Source organism: Pontibacter sp. LHS1 (assembly GCF_058932855.1).
The window spans coordinates 1-20,124 of the sequence record NZ_JBZYWF010000010.1 but is presented as its reverse complement, the minus strand read 5'-3'; the positions used below and the strand labels follow the sequence as shown (position 1 = coordinate 20,124).

At 49.1% G+C, this 20,124-nt stretch carries 17 protein-coding genes; 9 read left to right on the top strand and 8 right to left on the bottom strand.

The window, feature by feature from the left end; genetic code table 11:
* The first annotated feature begins 140 nt into the window (after nucleotides 1-140).
* Nucleotides 141-377 carry a hypothetical protein gene (locus tag AC5FXQ_RS17015; RefSeq protein WP_493603616.1) on the top strand — a complete coding sequence of 79 codons (237 nt, stop codon included), beginning with the start codon at nucleotides 141-143 and terminating at the stop codon, nucleotides 375-377.
* 27 nt (nucleotides 378-404) lie between these two features.
* Nucleotides 405-716 carry a mechanosensitive ion channel domain-containing protein gene (locus AC5FXQ_RS17010; RefSeq protein ID WP_493603615.1) on the top strand — a complete coding sequence of 104 codons (312 nt, stop codon included), beginning with the start codon at nucleotides 405-407 and terminating at the stop codon, nucleotides 714-716.
* 6 nt (nucleotides 717-722) lie between these two features.
* Here AC5FXQ_RS17010 and AC5FXQ_RS17005 read toward each other — a convergent pair whose 3' ends face one another.
* A complete protein-coding gene (locus AC5FXQ_RS17005) occupies nucleotides 723-1,565 on the bottom strand; it encodes a DUF1206 domain-containing protein (protein WP_493603614.1) in 843 nt (280 codons plus the stop codon).
* Between the two features lie 60 nt (nucleotides 1,566-1,625).
* Nucleotides 1,626-2,915, bottom strand: coding sequence for an acetyl-CoA hydrolase/transferase family protein (locus AC5FXQ_RS17000; protein ID WP_493603613.1), 1,290 nt, complete (start codon nucleotides 2,913-2,915; stop codon nucleotides 1,626-1,628).
* Nucleotides 2,916-3,152: 237 nt separating this feature from the next.
* Between AC5FXQ_RS17000 and AC5FXQ_RS16995 the strand changes: the two genes are divergently transcribed.
* Nucleotides 3,153-3,752, top strand: coding sequence for a DUF4136 domain-containing protein (locus tag AC5FXQ_RS16995; protein ID WP_493603612.1), 600 nt, complete (start codon nucleotides 3,153-3,155; stop codon nucleotides 3,750-3,752).
* A gap of 42 nt (nucleotides 3,753-3,794) precedes the next feature.
* Here the strand turns inward: AC5FXQ_RS16995 and AC5FXQ_RS16990 are convergent, their stop codons facing one another.
* Nucleotides 3,795-5,789: a monovalent cation:proton antiporter family protein gene (locus AC5FXQ_RS16990; RefSeq protein ID WP_493603611.1), complete on the bottom strand. Its 1,995-nt coding sequence runs from the start codon at nucleotides 5,787-5,789 to the stop codon at nucleotides 3,795-3,797.
* Nucleotides 5,790-6,006: 217 nt separating this feature from the next.
* On the opposite strand from AC5FXQ_RS16990, the gene AC5FXQ_RS16985 reads away from it, so the two are divergent.
* Nucleotides 6,007-6,801: a thymidylate synthase gene (locus AC5FXQ_RS16985; RefSeq protein WP_493603610.1), complete on the top strand. Its 795-nt coding sequence runs from the start codon at nucleotides 6,007-6,009 to the stop codon at nucleotides 6,799-6,801.
* Between the two features lie 60 nt (nucleotides 6,802-6,861).
* On the opposite strand, the gene AC5FXQ_RS16980 is transcribed toward AC5FXQ_RS16985, so the two are convergent.
* Nucleotides 6,862-7,578, bottom strand: coding sequence for a 3-ketoacyl-ACP reductase (locus AC5FXQ_RS16980; protein ID WP_493603609.1), 717 nt, complete (start codon nucleotides 7,576-7,578; stop codon nucleotides 6,862-6,864).
* Nucleotides 7,579-7,663: 85 nt separating this feature from the next.
* Nucleotides 7,664-8,728, bottom strand: coding sequence for an oxidoreductase (locus tag AC5FXQ_RS16975; protein WP_493603608.1), 1,065 nt, complete (start codon nucleotides 8,726-8,728; stop codon nucleotides 7,664-7,666).
* Nucleotides 8,729-9,024: 296 nt separating this feature from the next.
* Between AC5FXQ_RS16975 and AC5FXQ_RS16970 the strand changes: the two genes are divergently transcribed.
* On the top strand, nucleotides 9,025-11,652 hold the full coding sequence (locus AC5FXQ_RS16970; protein WP_493603607.1) for a SusC/RagA family TonB-linked outer membrane protein: 2,628 nt from the start codon (nucleotides 9,025-9,027) through the stop codon (nucleotides 11,650-11,652).
* A 73-nt stretch (nucleotides 11,653-11,725) separates the two neighbouring features.
* Here AC5FXQ_RS16970 and AC5FXQ_RS16965 read toward each other — a convergent pair whose 3' ends face one another.
* The 3 genes from AC5FXQ_RS16965 to AC5FXQ_RS16955 form a co-directional block, all read right to left on the bottom strand.
* Nucleotides 11,726-12,541 (bottom strand): aminotransferase class IV, encoded by an 816-nt coding sequence (locus AC5FXQ_RS16965; RefSeq protein ID WP_493603606.1) that lies wholly within the window; start codon nucleotides 12,539-12,541, stop codon nucleotides 11,726-11,728.
* A gap of 178 nt (nucleotides 12,542-12,719) precedes the next feature.
* Nucleotides 12,720-13,841 (bottom strand): DNA-processing protein DprA, encoded by a 1,122-nt coding sequence (dprA, locus tag AC5FXQ_RS16960; RefSeq protein WP_493603605.1) that lies wholly within the window; start codon nucleotides 13,839-13,841, stop codon nucleotides 12,720-12,722.
* 18 nt (nucleotides 13,842-13,859) lie between these two features.
* Nucleotides 13,860-14,207, bottom strand: coding sequence for a MerR family transcriptional regulator (locus tag AC5FXQ_RS16955; protein ID WP_007652526.1), 348 nt, complete (start codon nucleotides 14,205-14,207; stop codon nucleotides 13,860-13,862).
* A gap of 203 nt (nucleotides 14,208-14,410) precedes the next feature.
* On the opposite strand from AC5FXQ_RS16955, the gene alaS reads away from it, so the two are divergent.
* From alaS to AC5FXQ_RS16935, 4 genes are all read left to right on the top strand, one after another.
* Nucleotides 14,411-17,044, top strand: coding sequence for an alanine--tRNA ligase (gene alaS / locus AC5FXQ_RS16950; RefSeq protein WP_493603604.1), 2,634 nt, complete (start codon nucleotides 14,411-14,413; stop codon nucleotides 17,042-17,044).
* A 4-nt stretch (nucleotides 17,045-17,048) separates the two neighbouring features.
* Nucleotides 17,049-17,378 (top strand): hypothetical protein, encoded by a 330-nt coding sequence (locus AC5FXQ_RS16945; protein ID WP_493603603.1) that lies wholly within the window; start codon nucleotides 17,049-17,051, stop codon nucleotides 17,376-17,378.
* 50 nt (nucleotides 17,379-17,428) lie between these two features.
* On the top strand, nucleotides 17,429-18,883 hold the full coding sequence (gene gatB / locus AC5FXQ_RS16940) for an Asp-tRNA(Asn)/Glu-tRNA(Gln) amidotransferase subunit GatB (RefSeq protein ID WP_493603602.1): 1,455 nt from the start codon (nucleotides 17,429-17,431) through the stop codon (nucleotides 18,881-18,883).
* Between the two features lie 115 nt (nucleotides 18,884-18,998).
* The gene (locus AC5FXQ_RS16935) at nucleotides 18,999-20,108 is read left to right on the top strand and encodes a redoxin domain-containing protein (RefSeq protein WP_493603601.1); all 1,110 of its coding nucleotides are present in this window, start codon (nucleotides 18,999-19,001) and stop codon (nucleotides 20,106-20,108) included.
* Nucleotides 20,109-20,124: the final 16 nt, after the last annotated feature.

Below are 20,124 nucleotides of genomic sequence, written 5' to 3'. Positions count from 1 at the left end.
CGCTTAATTAACATTTCAAAATAATATTATAATCAGCCATGGTTCAGTACTTTACATGAGAAGGCATGGACTGCCTTCTCATGAGCAGCTTGGTTTTTAAACCCCGGTTGGAGTATTGTTCAATTAAAACAGGCGCACCTATGCAGGAAAGAACATTTACGGATGATACCAGGCAGCTCACAATAAGCCTTCGTGATTCACTGGACAACCAGTACAATAGTTTTAAGATGATACTGCCGGAGTTGCTGATCTCATTCGTTCTTCTTCTCATCTTTACATTTGTGGCCGGAAAACGCAGCATGCTGGTGCAGAACCGGCCAGGCAGGAGGGTGGACGATCCGCTGCTTGTCAACTGCGTGTCGAACTTCGTGCGCTAGGGCTTCATCCTGATCGGCCTGATGATCATGCTGCAACTGATTGGCCTGACAGGTATAGCAGGGGGCCTTCTGGCGGGTGCTGGTTTGTCAGCCTTTGTAGTGGGTTTTGCGCTAAAAGACCTTGCCGAAAATTTCCTGGCAGGTATCATACTTGCTTTTAACCGGCCATTCCGGATAGACGACACAGTAAAGGTGCGTAACTTCTATGGCAAGATCATAGTACTGATCTGGGTGCATACCTACGATTACAAAATGACAATGCTCGTACTCAAAGCCCAGGCCATGGACTGTGTGAAAAAGGCGCTCCAGGAGCACAATATACTGCAGGTAGCTAAATAAGTCGGACTAGGCCTTCGTATTGATGACCTCACACTTGGCCCGCACAAACATGAACACGCCATAGCAGATCAGTCCCAGGGCCAGTATACCCAGCAGGTAAGATCCATACGAAGCTTCCTCCAAAAATTTGAAGGCCTGCGAACTACTACCGGCCTCACGGAAATTAGCCTTGATGGCAGCCCGCAGCAGCAGGTACCCAATGATTAGCCAGACAATACCACGGGCTATGTAACCAACCAATCCGGCACGAACAAGAGTGGTTCTAACCTCAGGCTGCAGTTGCTGTGACTGCACTTTGTTCATATACTTGCCGGAATAGGCCCGGTAAAACTGGTAGAGCCCCATGATCATGGTGCCGACGGCCACAGCTCCCAGCAACCATTGCCCGAAAGGTTGTGCCAGTAACTCGCGGGCAAGCGTTTGCCTGGAATCTGTTCCGTTGCCTCCGCCGTTACCCAACAGCAACTGCGCTGCCGTAAAGGCAAGTGCCCCGTAAACTATTCCGCTGAATGCATAGCCTATGCGTTTGCCTATACCTTTGGCATCATTGCCATTATCTTCTGTGTCGCGGATGGCCTGTATAAGTCGCCACAAGGTATAGCAGAGCATACCAGCCACCACAATAGCAAGCAGCACCTGCCCATATGGCTGCTCCATGATAAACTGAAACACCCCGGTCTTGCCGGCACCCTGTTCGGTCTGTCCGCCCAGTTCGAAAGCCGCCATAAAAGCCAGCGCTCCAACAAGGCAGTACACGACTCCTTTAGCAATCAGGCCGATGCGGGCGAATCGTATGACCCACTCCGGACGAGGGGAAGGTATACGGGAAGGGGAGATTGAAATATCCATAAGGTATGTATAGTAACCTTCCCATACACGCAAACTTAAAGCTAAAGTTTAGCACCCTGACTATAAGTTTTTGAACCGCTTGAAAGCCTCTTCTTCAAGCCGTGCACGATGATCAGGATGCGCGATCCCGATCAAGGCTTTGGCCCGCTGACGCAGGTTTTTACCATATAAATAAGCCACCCCATACTCTGTTACCACATAGTGCACGTGGGCACGGGTGGTCACTACGCCGGCCCCCTGGTTAATATAAGGCGTGATCCGCGAGATACCTTTATTGGTGACAGATGGCAGTGCAATGATAGGTTTCCCGCCTTTGGAGAGGGCTGCTCCCCGGATAAAATCCATTTGGCCGCCTATACCTGAAAACTGGTAGGTACCAATGGAGTCGGAAACTACCTGGCCGGTCAGGTCAATCTCTATCGCGCTGTTGATGGCAGTTACTTTGGGGTTAGAGCGAATGACGGTCACATCGTTCACGTAGTCAGAACTCAGCATGGTGATCAGCGGATTGTCATCTACAAAATCATACAGTTTGCGGTTGCCGACAATAAAGCCGGTCGCGATTCTTCCCGGGTGCTTCGTCTTGAATTCGTTGGTGATAATTCCCTGTTCCACCAGCGGGAGGATGCCATTGGAGAACATCTCCGTATGAATTCCCAGTCCCTTGTGGTTGGTCAGGCTTTTGAGCGTGGCATCCGGTATACCGCCTATACCCATTTGCAGGGTGGCTCCGTCTTCTACCAGTTCGGCAATGTAACGGCCAATGGTCTCTTCAGTCTGGGTGATGCGCTGGCCATAGTCAACTTCCGGCAGCGGCTCGTTCACCTCCACCAGTGCATCGAAACGGCGGATGTTGATCAGGGCGTCGCCATGGGTGCGGGGCATTTGCGGGTTTACCTGCGCGATGACGTGCTGCGCACTGATAACCGCCTGGCGGGCGATGTCAACCGAAACACCCAGGGAGCAGAAGCCGTGGCGGTCGGGTGGCGACACGTGCACAATGGCTACATCCAGCGGCATGATGCCGGAGCGGAACAGGTTCGGAATTTCACTCAGGAATATGGGCACATAGTCGCCGCGACCACTGTTTACAGCCTCCCGCACATTGGCCGACACAAAAAGGGAGTTAATATAAAAGGCATCGCTGCATCGTTCTTCTGCGCAGGGCATATCACCAAAAGTGGATATGCTCACGAGCTCCACATTGCGCAGCTCGTCAGCACGCTCGGCCAGCTTGTGCAGCAGGTACTGCGGTGTGGCTGCACTGCCATGCACAAACACGCGATCACCAGACTTGATAACATAAAGTGCTTCTTCAGCTGAGGTGTACTTCAATTGGGGTTGATTCATGGGTTCCTTGTTTTTGATCTTAAGCCTTGAGCGTATCGCTTAACTTACGGCTGGTCAGATGCTCGGTTTGAAATGCCTCTTATTTCGGGCCACCATATTTATTTATTCGCAAAAGAATATATAAATTTGACAGCAAGCGATGATAATTGTCACTCTTAAAAATGAGCTTGCGTAAGGAGGGGAGGAGAAGAGCCTGCTGCCTTTGCCCTACAAACACCAGCATCTACTATGAAAAGCATGAAAAATAAACTGTCCTCAGCGCTATACCTCTTTCTGTGCGCTCTCTTTTTCAGTTCCTGCGTAGCCACTTCCGGCATCGAAAACACCAGCACGATCAGTTCATCAGAGGGCGTTTTAAGCAAAAAAAGCACCTATGCCTGGTACCAGCCCGCACCCTCTGCTCAGCCAGCTTATGGACCGGGCTTTGATGCAGATCTGCACAAGCACCTGCTGCAATCAATAGAGGAAGAACTGCAGCGCAAGGGCTATACCCAAACCACCGTAAATCCGGATATGTTAGTAGCTTATGATGTGAGCGTTTCGGTGCCTGATGCAATGGACAAGCCAGAACTGTATGGACCGGGATTTGGGTACAGCTACGCCTACATGTCCGGCTACAGGTATAGCTATGGCAATGCGGAACTGCCTGGTTACCGCGCAGTAGACCTTTTTAAGCAAGGCACGCTGATAGTAGATGTGATCGACCCGAAATCGAAACAGCTGCTCTGGCGGGGCTGGACGGAAGGCGCCGTCAAGAATTTTGATGCAAGCTACAGCAAAGTGAGAAGTCTGGTGCAGGAAATTGTAAAGCGACTGCCAACCGCTATGCAACCTTAAGATAAAACCCCGCCAGAGCAGCGGGGTTTTCTTTTTTCGGACTTAATCAGCCCGTACAAAATTATTGAAGCGCATCACATCGGCGGGCTTGCCAACCACGTAAACTACGTCTCCCCGTTTCAATATTGTCTGGGCATTGATCTCCAGCAATGTATCGCCATCACGCTTTATACCTACCACAGTGATTCCAAAACGATTGCGCACATCGGCTTCTATAAGTGATTTACCCACCAGTGAGTCATCTTTGGTATAGATCCGCAGGCTGGCTACTTCAATATCTGGCAGGTCTGTTGAGATATTTCCTGCATTGGTTTTGCTGCCTGTCAGGCTGCGCAGCATATCATAATTATCTGCCCGGATGCTGTAGGTAAAGTTGGCAATTTCATCACGCGGCATCAGGTATTTGGAAAGCACGCGGGTAAAAATTTCGATCGACGTTTCAAACTCCTCAGGTATAACCTCATCGGCTCCCAGCCGGAAGTTTTCTTCCATCTCCTGCACGAAGCGGGTTCTGACAATGATGTGTACTTTGTCGCTCACCTCTCGGATGCTGGAAATGATTCGCTTGGTCGCCTCAGGGTCAGAAATAGCGATCACCACCACCCGGGCCTTGTGGATATTGATATGGGATAAGATGACACCATGCACTGCGTCACCGTAGAGTATGGACTCCCCCCGCAGGCGTTCTTCTTTTACGGTAACGGCATTGAGCTCCACGATCACGTAAGGTATGCTGGCATGGCGGGCAGCTTTAGCCACATTGCGACCGTTTATGCCATAGCCGATGATCACAATGTGGTCTTCCATGTGGTGCATATCATCTGAAGCATCGGCATTTGCCGGGGCATTGGGAATCTGGTTCTTGGCCGGCACCCAGCGAGCACTCAATTTATTGGCAATGGTATGGAAAGATCCGATCACAAAAGGGGTAACCGCCATGGTCAGCAGCGATACAGAAAGGAAATACTGGTACACCTCCTGGGAGAGCAGGCCACTGTTTATACCTGTTTTGGAGAGAATAAACGCAAACTCACCCACCTGAAATAGTGAAAGACCAACCAGTATAGACGTTCGCAAGGGGTACTGCAGAATCCGGGCGGCCATGGCAGCGATGGTACCTTTCAGAATAAAGGTGCAGACAGTCAGCAGCAGGATCAGTGGCAAGTGCTGCAGCATAAAGCCAAAGTCGAGCAGCATACCGATTGACACGAAAAAGAAACTGGTGAAGATCTCCCGGAAAGGCAGAATGTTACTGGTAGCCTGGTGGCTATACTCGGACTCTGAAATGATCAGACCAGCCATAAAGGCACCCAGCGCCAGCGACAACCCGAGACTCTGCGTCAGCCAGGCCACCGCAAAACAAATGACCACAATGCTGAGGATGAAAAGCTCCTTGCTCTTGGTCTGGGCCACTATAAACAGAAGCTTAGGCACCAGGTAACGGGCACTTATCAAAACGAACACAATCACAAAAGCACCCTTGAGTACCATAAGCAGTAGCTCAACCACGATGTTCTCAGAGCCGCCTGCCATCAGCGGAGCAACCAGCATCATGGGCACTACCACAATATCCTGAAAGATGAGAATGCCCAGCACCACCTTTCCATGCGGACTGTTAATCTCGCCTTTGTCCTGCAATAGCTTGAGCACAATGGCCGTACTGCTAAGGGCAAACAGGAAACCGACAAAGAAACCCTCGGCTGCTGAAAAGTTGAACATCATCAGGACGAGGCCAACCAGCAAAATAGTAACGAGGACCTGGGTAGCGCCTCCCAGTAAGACAGTCCGCTTGATCAGGGCCAGGTTACGCAGCGAAAACTCCATCCCGATAATAAAGAGAAGCAGGATTACACCAATCTCAGCCAGTATCTCAATGTCATGTACATCTGTAATCAGGTTGAGACCGTGCGGACCAGCGATTACACCCGTCATCAGGAAACCCAGAATGGTGGGTAGCCTGAAGCGCTGAAAGAGCAGAATCACCACCACGGCCAACCCCAGAATAATAACGACGTCAGATAGTAAAGGAATTTCCATTCGATTTTAATTTGCCCAGCGGTCTTTCTTATTCGAGTATCAACCTGCCTGGGTTGAAAGATGGAGCAATATAGTGAAGTATTAAAAGGATTTTGATATAAAAAAGGAAGGTGAGTGGCATTGGGCAAATGTTTTTATAAATCAGGCGACAGGTTTTTTGGCGGATTATTTTTGCGCTATATTTAGGGTTCGGAACCACATAACAGCGCTATACCTTATGAAACAGTACCTGGACCTGATGCAGCATATCCTCGACAAGGGGGTGAAGAAAGAAGACCGTACCGGCACCGGTACGCTCAGTGTGTTTGGTTACCAGATGCGTTTTGATCTGGCGGAAGGCTTTCCGCTGGTAACAACCAAAAAGGTGCACCTAAAGTCTATCATCCACGAGTTGTTGTGGTTCCTGAAAGGGGATACCAATATTTCCTACCTAAAGGAGAACGGGGTCACCATCTGGGATGAATGGGCGGATGCAAACGGCGACCTGGGCCCGGTATACGGTTCGCAGTGGCGCAGCTGGCCTACACCAGACGGCCGCCACATTGACCAAATCACACAAGTGGTGAATCAGCTCAAGAACAATCCCGATTCCCGTCGTATCATTGTAAGTGCCTGGAACGTGGCTGAGATTGAGAACATGAAGCTGCCACCCTGCCACGCCTTTTACCAGTTTTATGTAGCAGAGGGCAAACTGAGCTGCCAGCTGTACCAGCGCTCTGCCGATGTTTTCCTGGGCGTGCCGTTCAATATTGCCTCCTATGCCTTGCTGGTTTTGATGATGGCACAGGTGACAGGCCTGGAGCCAGGGGAGTTCATCTGGACCGGTGGTGATACGCACCTATACCTGAACCACCTGGAGCAGGCTGAGTTGCAACTCACCCGTGAGCCACACGCACTGCCAACTATGCGTCTGAACCGGGATGTAAAGGAAATTTTCGACTTTAAGTACGAAGACTTCAAGCTGGAGAATTACGTGTCGCACCCAGGTATAAAGGCACCTGTTGCGGTATAACATCTTAAGTAATAGCGATATAAATCAAAAGGCCCGAAGCTAAACTTCGGGCCTTCTTCATTAAGGATTTGTTGACCATATACCGGCCTCTTTGATGAACACGCGGCGATTTAACTTCAGCTGCGCGACGATCAGTTCGGCAAAATCCTCGGGCTGCATCACGCGCTCCGGATTGCCATCGGTGAGTTTCAGTTCGATAGCCAGCTCTGTTGCCACTGTGCTTGGCGTGAGGGTGCTCACCCGGATGTTGTGCTTGCGCACTTCCTGCATCAGCGACTCCGACAGACCGATAACAGCAAACTTGGAGGCACTGTAGGCACTTGTTACCGGGGCTCCACGTTGTCCGGCTGTAGATGATATGTTGATGATGTCACCAGTCTGGCGCTCGATCATTTCCGGCAGCACGGCACGTGTCACATAATACACCCCCATCAGGTTCACACGGATGATGTTTTCCCAATCAGCTGGTTCCAACTCCAGGAACTTCCCAAACTTAGCGGTACCCGCGTTATTGATCAGGATATCTATCGGGCCAAGTTTAGCACCAATTGCCTTCACTGCTTCGTTAACTGAATTTATGTCGGTCACGTCGGCAGTTGCAACGGCAGCTTTTACACCCATCTTCTCAACTTCTGATGCCACTTCTTCTAATTGAGAGGTAGTGCGTGCCAGCAAGCCTACGTTTACGCCTTCCTGGGCCAGCGCAATCGCAATGGCTTTTCCTATACCTTTACCAGCACCCGTAATCAGGGCGCTTTTTCCTTTTAATGATTCCATTTTGTAAGCATTAATGTTTGTAGCTACAAATATACTACAGAATGCGGTAAAGGTTCATATGCTATACCTGATTGCTTACAATATGCTAACGCTTGAAGGGGAGTACACGCTTTTCGGTGCTGCTTTGCATGGCCAACTCAATTACCCGGATGGTATTTCGCGCCTGTTCCGGCTTTACTTCAAGTTCTGCTATACCCTGTATGGCATCACGCACATTCTCGTAGTATCCCCGGTAGTCACCCTGTTCACTCTGAATTTTTCCGACCAAATGTTGTCCTTTGAGTTCAGTATCCAGTTTTCCCCAGATCTCTTCCAGCTCAGTTCCCCAATCTGCACCTGTAGGAGAGAGCCCTGCCTTTAATGCTGCTTCCTGCACGTCCAGGCCATACTTTACAAAAGACCCCTTATCACCCGAAAGAATAAAGCGTGGACCAGGCTGTTTTATCAGCATACCTGCTTTCAGTATAGCTTTCAGGCCATTGGCATAATAGAGCGTCAGGTCAAAGCTATCGATAATCTGTCCGCCGCTACGTTGTGTACGCAAGTCAGCATAGAGTTCTTCAGGTGTACCAAACAGCACCAGTGCCTGATCGATCAGGTGTGACCCTAGATCGTACAGAATACCTGTGCCAGGTTGCTCTTCTTCTTTCCAGGTCTCGGAAGCAGGTATAGGCCGGAAGCGATCGAAATGGGCTTCGTACTCTACCAATCGCCCCAGTAATTGATTATCTATTAGTTTCTTGACAGTTTTAAAATCACTGTCCCACCGGCGATTCTGGTAAACGGTCAGCAATTTCCCCTTTTGCTTTGCCAACTCAACTAGCTCACTTGCCTCCTCCGAAGTAACGGTAAAAGGCTTCTCGACCACTACATGCTTGCCGGCTTCTAATGCTGCTTTGGCCAAACTGTAGTGCGTGTCGTTGGTCGTGGCCACGATCACCAGGTCAATAGCTTCGTCCTCCAGGATTCTGCCTGTTTCGGCTACAACTTCAGCATCAGGATATAGCCTATTGGCCAGGGCAATGCTTTCAAGGCGATTGGCTTTTATTTTGGTGAGTTTCAAGCCTTCTACGGCCGATATAATTGGCGCATGAAACACCCGTCCGGCCATACCGAAACCCAGTATTCCCACTGAAATTTGTCTTTTCATGATACTATATTCAGATGTCTATCCCGGTTTGACAACGAGGCTGCTTCTTATAAGTTTGTCGAGCTAGGCTTAAGTTATCCGGTACAGATGTTCCGGTTTCTGTGACTCTTCCTCTGAGCCATACCTGTACATTAGATATTGATGCTATTTATACCTTCTGAATATTCAGAGGCATAACATTCCTGTCATAAAGGTAAAACTGATTCGCTATTCGTTGGCCTCCAAATCAAAAAATATGATTAATATCTGAAAAAACCTATTTTAGTAAACTTTTATAAACACTTAAACCTGATTACTTGAAGCAACCTTTACATTCTTTCACCAGAATTAAAAGATTAGGCGGAACCTTATTAACCACAATTTGGGCGCTAAGCTCCTATGCCCAGTCCGCCTCGCCTGACACTGCCAACACGAGCAATGAATTCAGGGTAAAGACGGCACAGCAAGTGTCGAAAGAGCAGCTGAACAAGGGATTTGTTTACAATGCCGAGCAATTGCTGACAGGTCAGCTTACCGGGTTGCGCATAGTGCCAGCCGGAGGCGCTCCAGGGGCCAGTGCGGAGTTAGTGCTGCGTTCGGGCACATCGCTGTTTGGTAACAATAGCCCTTTGCTGGTAATTGATGGCGTTTTGCTTGATCCTTTCATTCATTCACTGCACACCAGCAACCTGGCATTTCTGAATCCGGAGGATATAGCCTCTTTTTCACTGCTAAAGGACGCATCTACGACAGCCTTGTACGGAGGAGCCGCTGCAAATGGTGTACTGCTCATCACGACGAAGTCAGGGAAAGCAGGTGATAAAATCCGTTTACAGTACAACTCTACTGGAGCGGTATCTAGCTTGCGCAAAAGGGCTGATATCTTTTCTGCGGAAGAGTTCAGAGACCTGATCCGAGAGAAATATCCGAATCGGCAAGGCCTTTTAGGCGAACACGACACAGACTGGCAGAACGAGATTTACCGTACGGGTTTCGGATTGACCAACAACCTAAGCCTGAGCGGCACGATGGGGCCAGTGCCGTACCGTGTTTCAGTTGGACAGTTGAAGCATAACGGAATCCTGGAAACTTCCGGGTATAAGCGAAACACATTGGCCCTTAACCTTAAACCCAGCCTGTTTCAGAAACACCTGACTTTCAATCTGTCAATCCATAACTCCGGGCAGAAATTACAGCTAGCCGATGAGCGGGCTATACCTGCCGCGATGGCTTTTGACCCCACGCAGCCCGTGTATGCTGACAACAAATACGGAGGCTATTTTACTTACATCCGTCCGGATGGCTATGTGCTGGGGAGCCAGATCAATCCGGTGAGTCTTTTGGAGCAAAAGGAGAACCGGGAGAATATAAGAACACTCTCTGGACAGGCACTTGTGAAATACAGGCTTCACTTCCTGCCTACCCTGACAGTCAACTACAGGTATGCCTACTTCAAGTCCGATAGTGATTACAGAAGTAATATATCCTCTGACATGGCTTCGCGTCAGTACAGTCCGATTAATTTTATCACGCATGACCTGGAATCAAAAATCATACATTCAGAGGCATTTATTGGGCTGGACCAAGCTATACCTGGCTTAAGCAGCAAGCTGGACCTAATGGCTGGTGCCATGAAAACAAAACGGGAAACCGGGTCAGAGTCTGCAGAAAATAATAGAGACGACTTACTGTACGCAAGAGGTAGAGGCTACTGGTCTGAGCAGGAAAACCTAAGCTACTATGGCAGCCTGGCCTATACCTTGCTGGACCGCTATACCTTGAAAGGCTCTTTCCGGAACCTGTCTGATTTGAATTACAAGAAGGATACATTCCGGCAGCAGTCTATCGCATTAGGTATAGGCTGGGATATCAGAAGAGAGGCATTTTGGGCCAACTCCGATTATATTTCTCATTTGAAACTCAGGGCCGATGCGGGTAGTTTCAGCAGGCTGGATGACCCCAACAGGTTCAGAACTGTTGTGTGGGCGCCAGTGCAGGGCAACCCATTTGACTATGGCTATATTGGTTCTCAACTTGAAGTTGAAACAGAGAAGACAATAGAAAAAAGTATAGGATTGGAGTTTGGACTAATGCAGAACACACTTACGGGAAGCTTCGGCTACTTTCAAAATAAGTCAAGTGACCTGCTTTTACCTTACAGGCTTCCAATTGGAAGTGGCTCTGGGTCAAGGTATGTGAGTTTGGGTAGCCTAAGCGTATCCGGCTTGGAAACATCACTGCAATATACTGTCATTCAGAAAGAAAGCGCCTACCTAATGCTGGGGATGCATGCCACTTTTGTCAAGAACCGGGTGACCAGTATCGGGGAATTACAAGTGTACACTTTCGCTGATAATGATTATGGCCTTAAGTTAGCCATTGGAGAGCCTGCACAGGTATTCAATCTTTTGAAGCAGTTATATGATAAAGACGGGAAACCAATTCAAGGAGGATATGAAAAAAACGAATATGGCTTTGTCGAAAGAAAACCAATGGGATCGAGCCAACCTAAGGCATATTTTGGACTCAGTTCCAACGGCGGTTTCGGGAATTGGGAAATGTCTTTTCTTATGCGGGGTGCTGCAGGACAAGAGGTATTTAATCACGCGGACGCACAGCGCAGCTGGCTGAATGCTAATTATGAAGATTGGTACGTTTCCAACGCGAACCGCAGTTATCTGGAGACCGGTTTAATAAGTCCACATTCTGAGTCCAGCCATTTTCTCGAAGATGCCGCTTTTTTGCGTTTGGAATATTTGCAGCTGGGCTACAATGTTGGGAAAGTGCTTGGCAGCAAAGTTGACATCAGAGTCAATACCACAGTACAGAACGCTTTTGTATTAACCAGGTATAGCGGCCAGGATCCGGAAGTTGCGAATGGTATAGACAAGGCACACTATCCGCAACCCCGAACTTTCTCCCTCGGTTTAAATCTGAACATTTGAAGGGTATAGAAAAGGCAGCCTTTGTTCTGAGGTAGCATTTTCTTTACATGCACACTACATGCACACTCGAAGCCTAAAGCTGTAAACCCGTTTTCAGATACTGCAGCCATTTGTGAGAGACACTTACTTGCTGATCTTCCAGCCCCTCTATACCTCGTATACCTGTTACATTCGCTGCAAATAAAGCTTCTGCCTGTAGCAGTTCTTCGGGTTTGGCTAAAACTTCCCGTACCGCTATACCTTGCTGCTGACACAAGCGCAGGATGTTTCTACGCAGAATTCCGTTCACACAGCCCGTTTGCAGGGCAGGGGTATGCAGAACACCCTCCTTTAGCCAGAAAAGGTTTGAAGAAGTCAGTTCCGCCACATGCCCCTGTGCATCCAGCAGCAACATATCATCAAAGCCTTTGTTTTGCTTTTCTATACCTGCCAATACATAAAGTGGCGCTTGAGGTCCTTTGAAATGGGAGAGAGGCGAAAAGCATGTTCTAACTGTCTCGCAGATACCGATCTTTATACCAGTATCGGGTATAGCTTGGGTGGGTTCAGCGGTAGCCATCCACTCGATTTCGTTTGTCTTTGGAGTATACAAACCATCACCCGCACGCCACACTTTCAGCTTCAAACGTCCCATCTTAAGAGAGTTACGCTGTTTTGCTAGACACAAAAGGTTCTCTTCCAGTTCGCCATTCCAAAAATAGTCAGGTATAGCTAGTCGTAAAGCCTCAGCAGCTTCCCGCATACGAGTCTGATGGTCTCGCCAAAAACGCAAATTCCCGTCCACCACCATGACCGTTTCAAAATAACCGTCATTGTACTGAAAAGCCCGGTTGGTGATAGGAAGTTTCAGGTCTTGTATCGGGAGGAAGTGATTGTTGTAGAGAAGCAAAGGAGTTTAGGAGTTTAAAAGTTAGAGAGTTTAGAAATTATACATTTTTGTCATCTTGGAAAGATCTCGTTGGCGAGTCGCAAAGGGTTTTAAAACAGGCAACCAAGATTCCTTCGGAATGACAGGTAAATGGGTGCAATACGTATGTATAATGTGCTATTCTCAACCTGAATGACTATCATCTAATCAAAGCAAACCGTTTCCCCGGCAGGGCTTTTACCATCCCCTTAAACTCCAAGGCCAGTAGCACAGAGGCTAGCTGACTAACGGGCACCTGGGCTTTCCACCCTAAATTATCCATTTGCTCTTCGCCGGACTGAATCAGCACCTGCAGTACCTGCATTTCTTCGGGAGTAAAATCTGCCGGATCGAGCGCAGGTATAGCAGAAGCTCGTTTAGAGGCTAGTTTGTCCTCCACATCCCAGTTGAGTAATTCAATCAAGTCTTGCGTGGAGGTAAGTACGGCGGCTTTGTGCGACTTGATCAACCAGTTCGTGCCTTCCGACATGGGCGAGTTAATGTTGCCCGGCACTGCCATTACTTCTTTGTCATAGCTGTGGGCAATGTCGGCTGTGATCAGGGTACCACTCTTAAAAGCTGCTTCGATGACAATGGTGCAGTCGGACATGCCGGCGATAATGCGGTTACGGGCAGGGAAACGGGGTGCGTCAGGTTTAGTGCCAAATGTGTTCTCGGTGATCACGCCGCCTTGCTCGAGCATTTTCTCCGCGTACTTCTTGTGCACGCCGGGGTAGATGGTATCGGGGCCAGAGGCCATCACGCCGATGGTTGGTAGTCCCGCCTGCAGGGCGGCACGGTGCGCGGCAATGTCGATGCCATAGGCCAGTCCGCTCACGATCATGACGTTGTAAGGCTTCAGCTCCTCCACAATCCGCTCCGTCACGGCTTGTCCATAACTTGTTGGTTTACGGGTACCTACAATGCTGATGATACGACGATGGTTTAAGTCAGCATTGCCCCTGAAATAGAGTAGAGGAGGTGCGTCTGGAAACTGCTTGAGCCGGTTGGGGTACAGCGGCGAGGTGTAAAAGAGCAGCTGTACATTTTTTTCAGCAGACTTTTTGAGCACTTCTTCAGCCTCCAACAGAGCCTGCCGGCCGTTATCGCGTATACTTTTAGCTACACGTTCACCCACACCCGGCACTTTCATCAGCTTCGGCACAGGTGTGTCAAACACGGCTTTAGCAGAGCCGCAATAGCTCACGAGCACCTTCGTCAGCTGGTCACCGACGTGGGGTAGAAACGACAGGGCTACTTCAAATTGGGCTTCTTGTGACATGCACCAAGGTACGCAGGCTTAGCTTTTGGTGTTCAGCTGTTCCTTGATTCCCACCAGAAAGGAGCGTACCTTCTCCAGCGAATTGATGATCTCGATCTTGTCCTTTGTCTGCACCGATTTATTCTTCAGCACTTCCTTGGCGCCCTGTATCGTAAAGCCGCGCTCTTTCACCAAATGGTAAACCGAACGCAGTTCTTCAATGTCCTTGGCCGTGTACTGGCGGTTGCCCTTCTTGTTTTTCTTGGGCTTAAGTTGATCAAATTCTGTCTCCCAGAAGCGGATTAGCGAAGGAGCAACGTCAAATAGGGCAGCTACCTCACCGATGGTGTAGTACTGTTTTTCGATTTCTTTTTCTTTATAAGGCATAGTGTCGTTTTCAGGGTATAGGGCTACAGCACTAATTTTCGGGTATAGCACGCACAATTACGGCTAAAATTGCTACTTTTGCCCTAATGCAGGTCTGCGTAAGCATTGCCCGAAAGGGCTGTTTCTATAAGGCAAAAATTCTATATTTTTTGTTATTAAACAACAAGTATAGCAGATTGTATCTAAAGGCTTAATAATCATAGATGAACTCAGCTGAGATTAGACAAAAGTTTCTTGACTTCTTCGCGCAACGACAGCACCAGATCGTGCCGTCCGCACCCCTTGTGGTAAAAGATGACCCCACCCTGATGTTTATCAACTCAGGTATGGCGCCCTTCAAAGATTACTTTTTGGGCAACAAACCCGCTCCGTCCAAGCGTATTGCCGACACCCAGAAATGTCTGCGCGTATCGGGCAAGCACAACGACCTGGAGGAAGTAGGCTACGACACTTACCACCACACCATGTTCGAAATGCTGGGCAACTGGTCATTTGGCGACTACTTCAAGAAAGAGGCGTTGGCGTGGTCATGGGAACTGTTGACGGAGGTATACCAGCTGCCGAAAGACAGGCTGTATGTATCCGTATTTCAGGGCGATGCTTCTGAAAACCTGCCAATGGACCAGGAGGCTTTTGATATCTGGAAGTCTATGATTGCGGAAGACCGCATTCTAATGGGCAACAAGAAGGATAACTTCTGGGAGATGGGCGATACGGGGCCTTGCGGTCCGTGCTCAGAGATACACGTGGACTTGCGTACCGACGAGGAACGCGCACAGGTAGACGGCAAGACGCTTGTGAACGCTGATCATCCGCAGGTTGTCGAAATCTGGAATAACGTATTCATGGAGTTCAACCGTCTGGCTGATGGCTCGCTGGTAAAACTGCCTGCGCAGCACGTGGATACAGGGATGGGCTTCGAGCGTTTGTGCATGGCCATCCAGGGCAAGCGCTCAAACTACGACACAGACGTGTTCCAGCCGCTGATTCAGTTCATTGCCAAAGAAGCCGGTGTGGTTTATGGCGAGAATGAGCAAGTAGACATTGCCATTCGTGTAATGGCCGATCATATCCGGGCTATTGCCTTTGCCATTTCCGACGGACAGCTGCCATCGAACAACAAGGCGGGTTATGTGATTCGTCGTATCCTACGTCGTGCTGTACGATATGGCTTCACCTTCCTGGACTTCAAAAAGCCATTCCTCTACAAACTGGCTGCCGTACTGGCCGACCAGATGGAAAATGTATTCCCGGAACTTAAGGCTCAACTGAGCTTTGTGCAGCGTGTAATCGAGGAAGAAGAAAACGCTTTCCTGCGCACTTTAGAGAACGGCTTGAAGCGACTCGATGCGCTGGAGGCCAGATTCAAAGAGAACAATAACACCATCGATGGCAAGACTGCCTTCGAACTATACGATACCTTCGGCTTCCCACTCGACCTGACCGCCCTGATTGCCCGTGAAAAAGGCTTGAAAGTGGACGAGGCTGGTTTTGGTGTGGAGATGGAGCAACAGAAGAACCGTTCCCGCAACGCTTCGGCTTCGGAGCAGAGCGACTGGGTAATTGTACAGCCAGACGTGGAAACGGAATTCCTGGGTTACGAGCATGACGTAGCGGATTCGCACATCGTGCGCTACCGTCATGTAAAGACCAAGAATAAGAGCGAGTATCACATAGTGCTCGACCGCACGCCTTTTTATGCCGAAAGTGGCGGACAGGTAGGCGATACAGGTTACCTGATTTCGGATTCAGAGCAAATCGAGGTGCTGGACACCAAGAAAGGAAACGACCTGATTCTGCACATCACATCCAAGTTGCCTAATAATGTAGAAGCGACTTTCAGAAGTGAAGTAGATTTTGAGCGCCGCAACCTGATTCGTAAAAACCACTCAGCTACGCACTTATTGCACGCTGCTTTACGTAAAGTTTTAGGTGACCATGTGCAGCAAAAGGGTTCTTTGGTAAACGAGAAAGTACTACGATTCGACTTCTCACACTTCTCTAAAGTAACGGACGAAGAATTGCGTGAGGTAGAAACCATTGTGAATCAGCGCGTACGTCAGGCTATACCTTTGGAAGAGCAGCGCAACATCCCGATTGCCGAGGCAAAAGAAATGGGTGCCATGGCATTGTTTGGTGAAAAGTACGGTGAGTTTGTGCGAGTGATCGCTTTCGACCGCGACCACTCGGTGGAGCTATGCGGCGGAACACACGTGTACAATACAGGAGAAATTGGCTATTTCAAAATACTTTCTGAAAGCTCTGTAGCCGCAGGTGTGCGTCGTATTGAGGCAACCACGGCTGCTTCGGCTGAAGAGTACATGCAGCAACAGCTGAATGAACTGAATGCCGTTCGTGAAGTATTAGGCACGCACAGCAACATTTCAGGTGCCGTGCAGAAGCTGCAGGAAGACAACAAAGCCCTGCAGAAGCAACTGGAGCAATTCGAGCTGAAGCAGCTGACCAGTCTGAAAGAAAGTCTGGTGCAGAAGGCGCAGTCCATCGACGGCGTAAACTTTGTGGCGGAGAATGTAGATGTATCTACAGCAGACTACCTGAAGAAACTGGCTTTCGACATGCGTCAGGCAGTGGACAACCTGGTGCTGGTGCTGGCCGCTGAAATCGACGGCAAACCACAAATCGCAGTGATGCTGTCAGACAACCTGGTTTCGGACCGTAAGTTAAATGCCAGCCAAATGGTGCGCGAACTTGCCAAGGAAATCAAAGGCGGCGGCGGCGGACAGCCGTTCTATGCGACGGCTGGTGGTAAGGAAGTTGCTGGTCTGCAGGCTGTGCCTGCGAAAGCGCAGGAATTAGTTAAAGGACTGCTACAATAGGTAAATGGCAGGTATAGAAACACCTTGGTTAGAGAAGGCTAAATCATTTTATACCTTTATACTTTGGGCAGTTGGTTCGGCAGTTCCGCTCAGTTTACTGACAAGGTATATGCAACTGGAAAATCCTGTAAAAGAAATAGTAGCTTTTGGCCCCGCAGCACTTGGCTTGTTATTGGCTCCAGTTGGGCTCTTATTTATGCTGAAGAGCTTTCATCAACAAGAGCATAACAAGAAACAGCAATGGATATACCTGCTGGGCTTACTAATGATAAACAGTCTGGCTTTGTACTTAGTCTTTATGATGGTAACAGGAAATAAGCCATTTATCGATTAGTAGATATCCTAAATTAGACAAATAAAAGAACAGCTTTCCAAAAAAGAATCATGGATAAAGCAATAAGAGACAAATACCAGGCGATTATCGGTCTGGAAGTGCACGCCCAGCTGTTGACTGAGAGCAAGGCTTATTCGTCTGACTCGACAGAATATGGCGTGATGCCAAACACAAACCTGAGCGTGATCACACTAGGTCATCCAGGCACCTTGCCGCGTATCAACAAGCGTGTGGTAGAGATGGCTGTAAAAATGGGTCTGGCTACCAACTGCGACATCACCCGCTACAACATCTACGCCCGCAAGAACTACTTCTACCCGGATCTTCCGAAAGGCTACCAGATCACACAGGACAAAACGCCTGTTTGTACAGCTGGTTATCTGGATGTGAAGGATGCTGAAGGCAATGATAAGCGCATCGGCATCACCCGCATTCACATGGAGGAAGACGCGGGTAAATCCATGCACTTGCCAGGCGAAACCGAAACACTGATCGACCTGAACCGCGCCGGTGTGCCGCTGATCGAGATCGTGTCAGAGCCAGATATTCGTGATTCGGAGGAAGCTTACAATTACCTGACGGAAATACGCCGCCTGGTGCGTTACCTTGAGATTTGCGACGGTAATATGGAAGAAGGCTCGCTGCGTTGCGACGCCAACATTTCGGTGATGCTGAAGGACTCGCCGCTTTGGGGTACCAAGGTGGAAGTAAAGAACATGAACTCTTTCCGCAACGTGCAGCGTGCCATCGAGCACGAGATCGAGCGCCAGATCATGGTGCTGGAGAACGGCGGTAAGGTAGATTCCGAAACCCGTAACTTCGACGCCAACACAGGTACTACCACCGCGATGCGTTCTAAAGAGACGCTGAACGATTACCGCTACTTCCCTGAGCCAGACCTGCCACCTTTGGTGATCGAACAGGAGTGGCTGGAGCGTATCAAAGAAACAATGCCAAGTCTGCCTCAGGAGCTTTACAAGCGCTTCACCGAAGAGTTTGGCTTGTCTGAGTACGATGCCGGAGTACTAACCGACGCCAAAGAGATCGCCTTATACTACGAAGAACTTTGCAAGTATACCCAAAACTACAAAGGAGCTGCGAACTGGGTAACGGGTCCGGTAAAATCATACCTGAACGAGCTGCAACTGCACATCAAGGACTTCCCGCTACAGCCGCATGCTATTGCTGAGATCATTGCGCTCGTAGACGAAAACAAAGTGAGTCATTCGGTGGCTGCCAAGAAAATCTTCCCGTACATGCTCGAAAACCCAGGTATACCGGCGCACCAGGTAGCCGAAGAGCAGAACCTGCTGCAGGAATCTGATACTGATTCCCTTAAGGTGATCGTTTCAGAGGTACTGGCCGCTAATCCGCAGAAGGTGGAGGAGTACAAGGCGGGCAAGAAATCCCTGGTAGGTATGTTCATGGGCGAGATCATGAAGAAGACTAAAGGCAAAGCTGATCCGAAAGTGGCTAACCAATTGCTGCAGGAAGGGTTGAATTAACGTATCAAGACACCCGTATCAAGTAGCACGATTTTTTTCTTTTTTTGACAGAAGGCGTCGTGCTACTTGATACGTGCTACGAGATACGAACTATATCATCTAAACCCATAGAAATATGAACCTTAAGAACTATGTAGTACTGGCTTCAGCGGCTGCATTGATGGCCAGTTGCCAGGGCAACAAAACCGCGACCAATGGAAGCGCCTATACCATAGAAGGGAAATTGCAAAATGCCACACCTGGTCAGATCTTTTTGTTTGAGCTGGGGGAGCAGCAATTCATTGCCCGGGATACGGCTGACATCAGTCAGGATGGTACATTTTCATTTCAGGGTCAGGTAGAAGAGCCAACACTGTACCGTCTCGGACTTGATCAGCAAAACGCCCTGATGATGGTCCTGGAAAATAAGAATATTAAGGTAGAAGCTGATGCCCGCGACCTGAACAATACAGCCAGGTTTGAGAACTCAGAGGACTCTGAGCTTTTCCAGCGGCTGAACAAGATGGTGAATGAAAGCCGCCAGAAGGAAATGGCCCTGAGCGAGCAATTCAACCGCGCCATGTCAGAGGGCAAAACGGAAGAAGCAGAGGGCTATCGGCAGCAGTACCTTGCCTTGCAAAAGGAGATCAAAAATTTCATTGCAAAGCACCCGGAGTCTGTTGTATCTGCATTTGGCACACTAAGTCTCGTGAACCCACAGCTGGATTTTGCCTTTGCGGACAGCATGCTCGCGCTTTATACCCAGCATATACCTGAGTCGAAATACACCAAGACGCTGAGCGATCGCCTGAGTGCCATGCGCACAACTGCCGTGGGTTCAGTAGCTCCTGATTTCACACTGCCTACACCTGAAGGTGGCAGCATGGCTTTGTCAGAGCTGCGTGGTAAGTATGTGCTCATTGATTTCTGGGCCAGCTGGTGTGCTCCCTGCCGCAAGGAAAATCCGAATGTGGTGAAGATGTACAACAAGTACAAAGACAAAGGGTTCGAGATTTTCGGAGTGTCGCTGGATCAGTCGCGTGACAAGTGGCTCAAGGCTATTGCCGATGACAAGCTGACCTGGCCACAGGTATCAGACCTGAAAGGATGGGAAAGCGCAGCTGCTCAGCTTTACCAGATAGATGCCATTCCGCAGACGATCCTGCTCGATAAAGAAGGAAAGATCATTGCCAAAGGTTTGAGAGGAGAAGAACTGGAAGCTAAAATTGCTTCGCTGGTACAGTAAGCCAGTATCTATACCT

Bases quoted from the DNA above. Each gene is read 5' to 3' on its own strand.
- AC5FXQ_RS16975 (WP_493603608.1), bottom strand. From the start codon at position 8,728: ATGAAAAGACAAATTTCAGTGGGAATACTGGGTTTCGGTATGGCCGGA.
- AC5FXQ_RS16995 (WP_493603612.1), top strand. From the start codon at position 3,153: ATGAAAAATAAACTGTCCTCAGCGCTATACCTCTTTCTGTGCGCTCTC.
- AC5FXQ_RS17000 (WP_493603613.1), bottom strand. From the start codon at position 2,915: ATGAATCAACCCCAATTGAAGTACACCTCAGCTGAAGAAGCACTTTAT.
- AC5FXQ_RS16935 (WP_493603601.1), top strand. From the start codon at position 18,999: ATGAACCTTAAGAACTATGTAGTACTGGCTTCAGCGGCTGCATTGATG.
- AC5FXQ_RS16955 (WP_007652526.1), bottom strand. From the start codon at position 14,207: ATGCCTTATAAAGAAAAAGAAATCGAAAAACAGTACTACACCATCGGT.
- alaS (WP_493603604.1), top strand. From the start codon at position 14,411: ATGAACTCAGCTGAGATTAGACAAAAGTTTCTTGACTTCTTCGCGCAA.
- gatB (WP_493603602.1), top strand. From the start codon at position 17,429: ATGGATAAAGCAATAAGAGACAAATACCAGGCGATTATCGGTCTGGAA.
- AC5FXQ_RS16980 (WP_493603609.1), bottom strand. From the start codon at position 7,578: ATGGAATCATTAAAAGGAAAAAGCGCCCTGATTACGGGTGCTGGTAAA.
- dprA (WP_493603605.1), bottom strand. From the start codon at position 13,841: ATGTCACAAGAAGCCCAATTTGAAGTAGCCCTGTCGTTTCTACCCCAC.
- AC5FXQ_RS16985 (WP_493603610.1), top strand. From the start codon at position 6,007: ATGAAACAGTACCTGGACCTGATGCAGCATATCCTCGACAAGGGGGTG.
- AC5FXQ_RS17010 (WP_493603615.1), top strand. From the start codon at position 405: ATGCTGCAACTGATTGGCCTGACAGGTATAGCAGGGGGCCTTCTGGCG.
- AC5FXQ_RS16990 (WP_493603611.1), bottom strand. From the start codon at position 5,789: ATGGAAATTCCTTTACTATCTGACGTCGTTATTATTCTGGGGTTGGCC.
- AC5FXQ_RS16945 (WP_493603603.1), top strand. From the start codon at position 17,049: ATGGCAGGTATAGAAACACCTTGGTTAGAGAAGGCTAAATCATTTTAT.
- AC5FXQ_RS17015 (WP_493603616.1), top strand. From the start codon at position 141: ATGCAGGAAAGAACATTTACGGATGATACCAGGCAGCTCACAATAAGC.
- AC5FXQ_RS17005 (WP_493603614.1), bottom strand. From the start codon at position 1,565: ATGGATATTTCAATCTCCCCTTCCCGTATACCTTCCCCTCGTCCGGAG.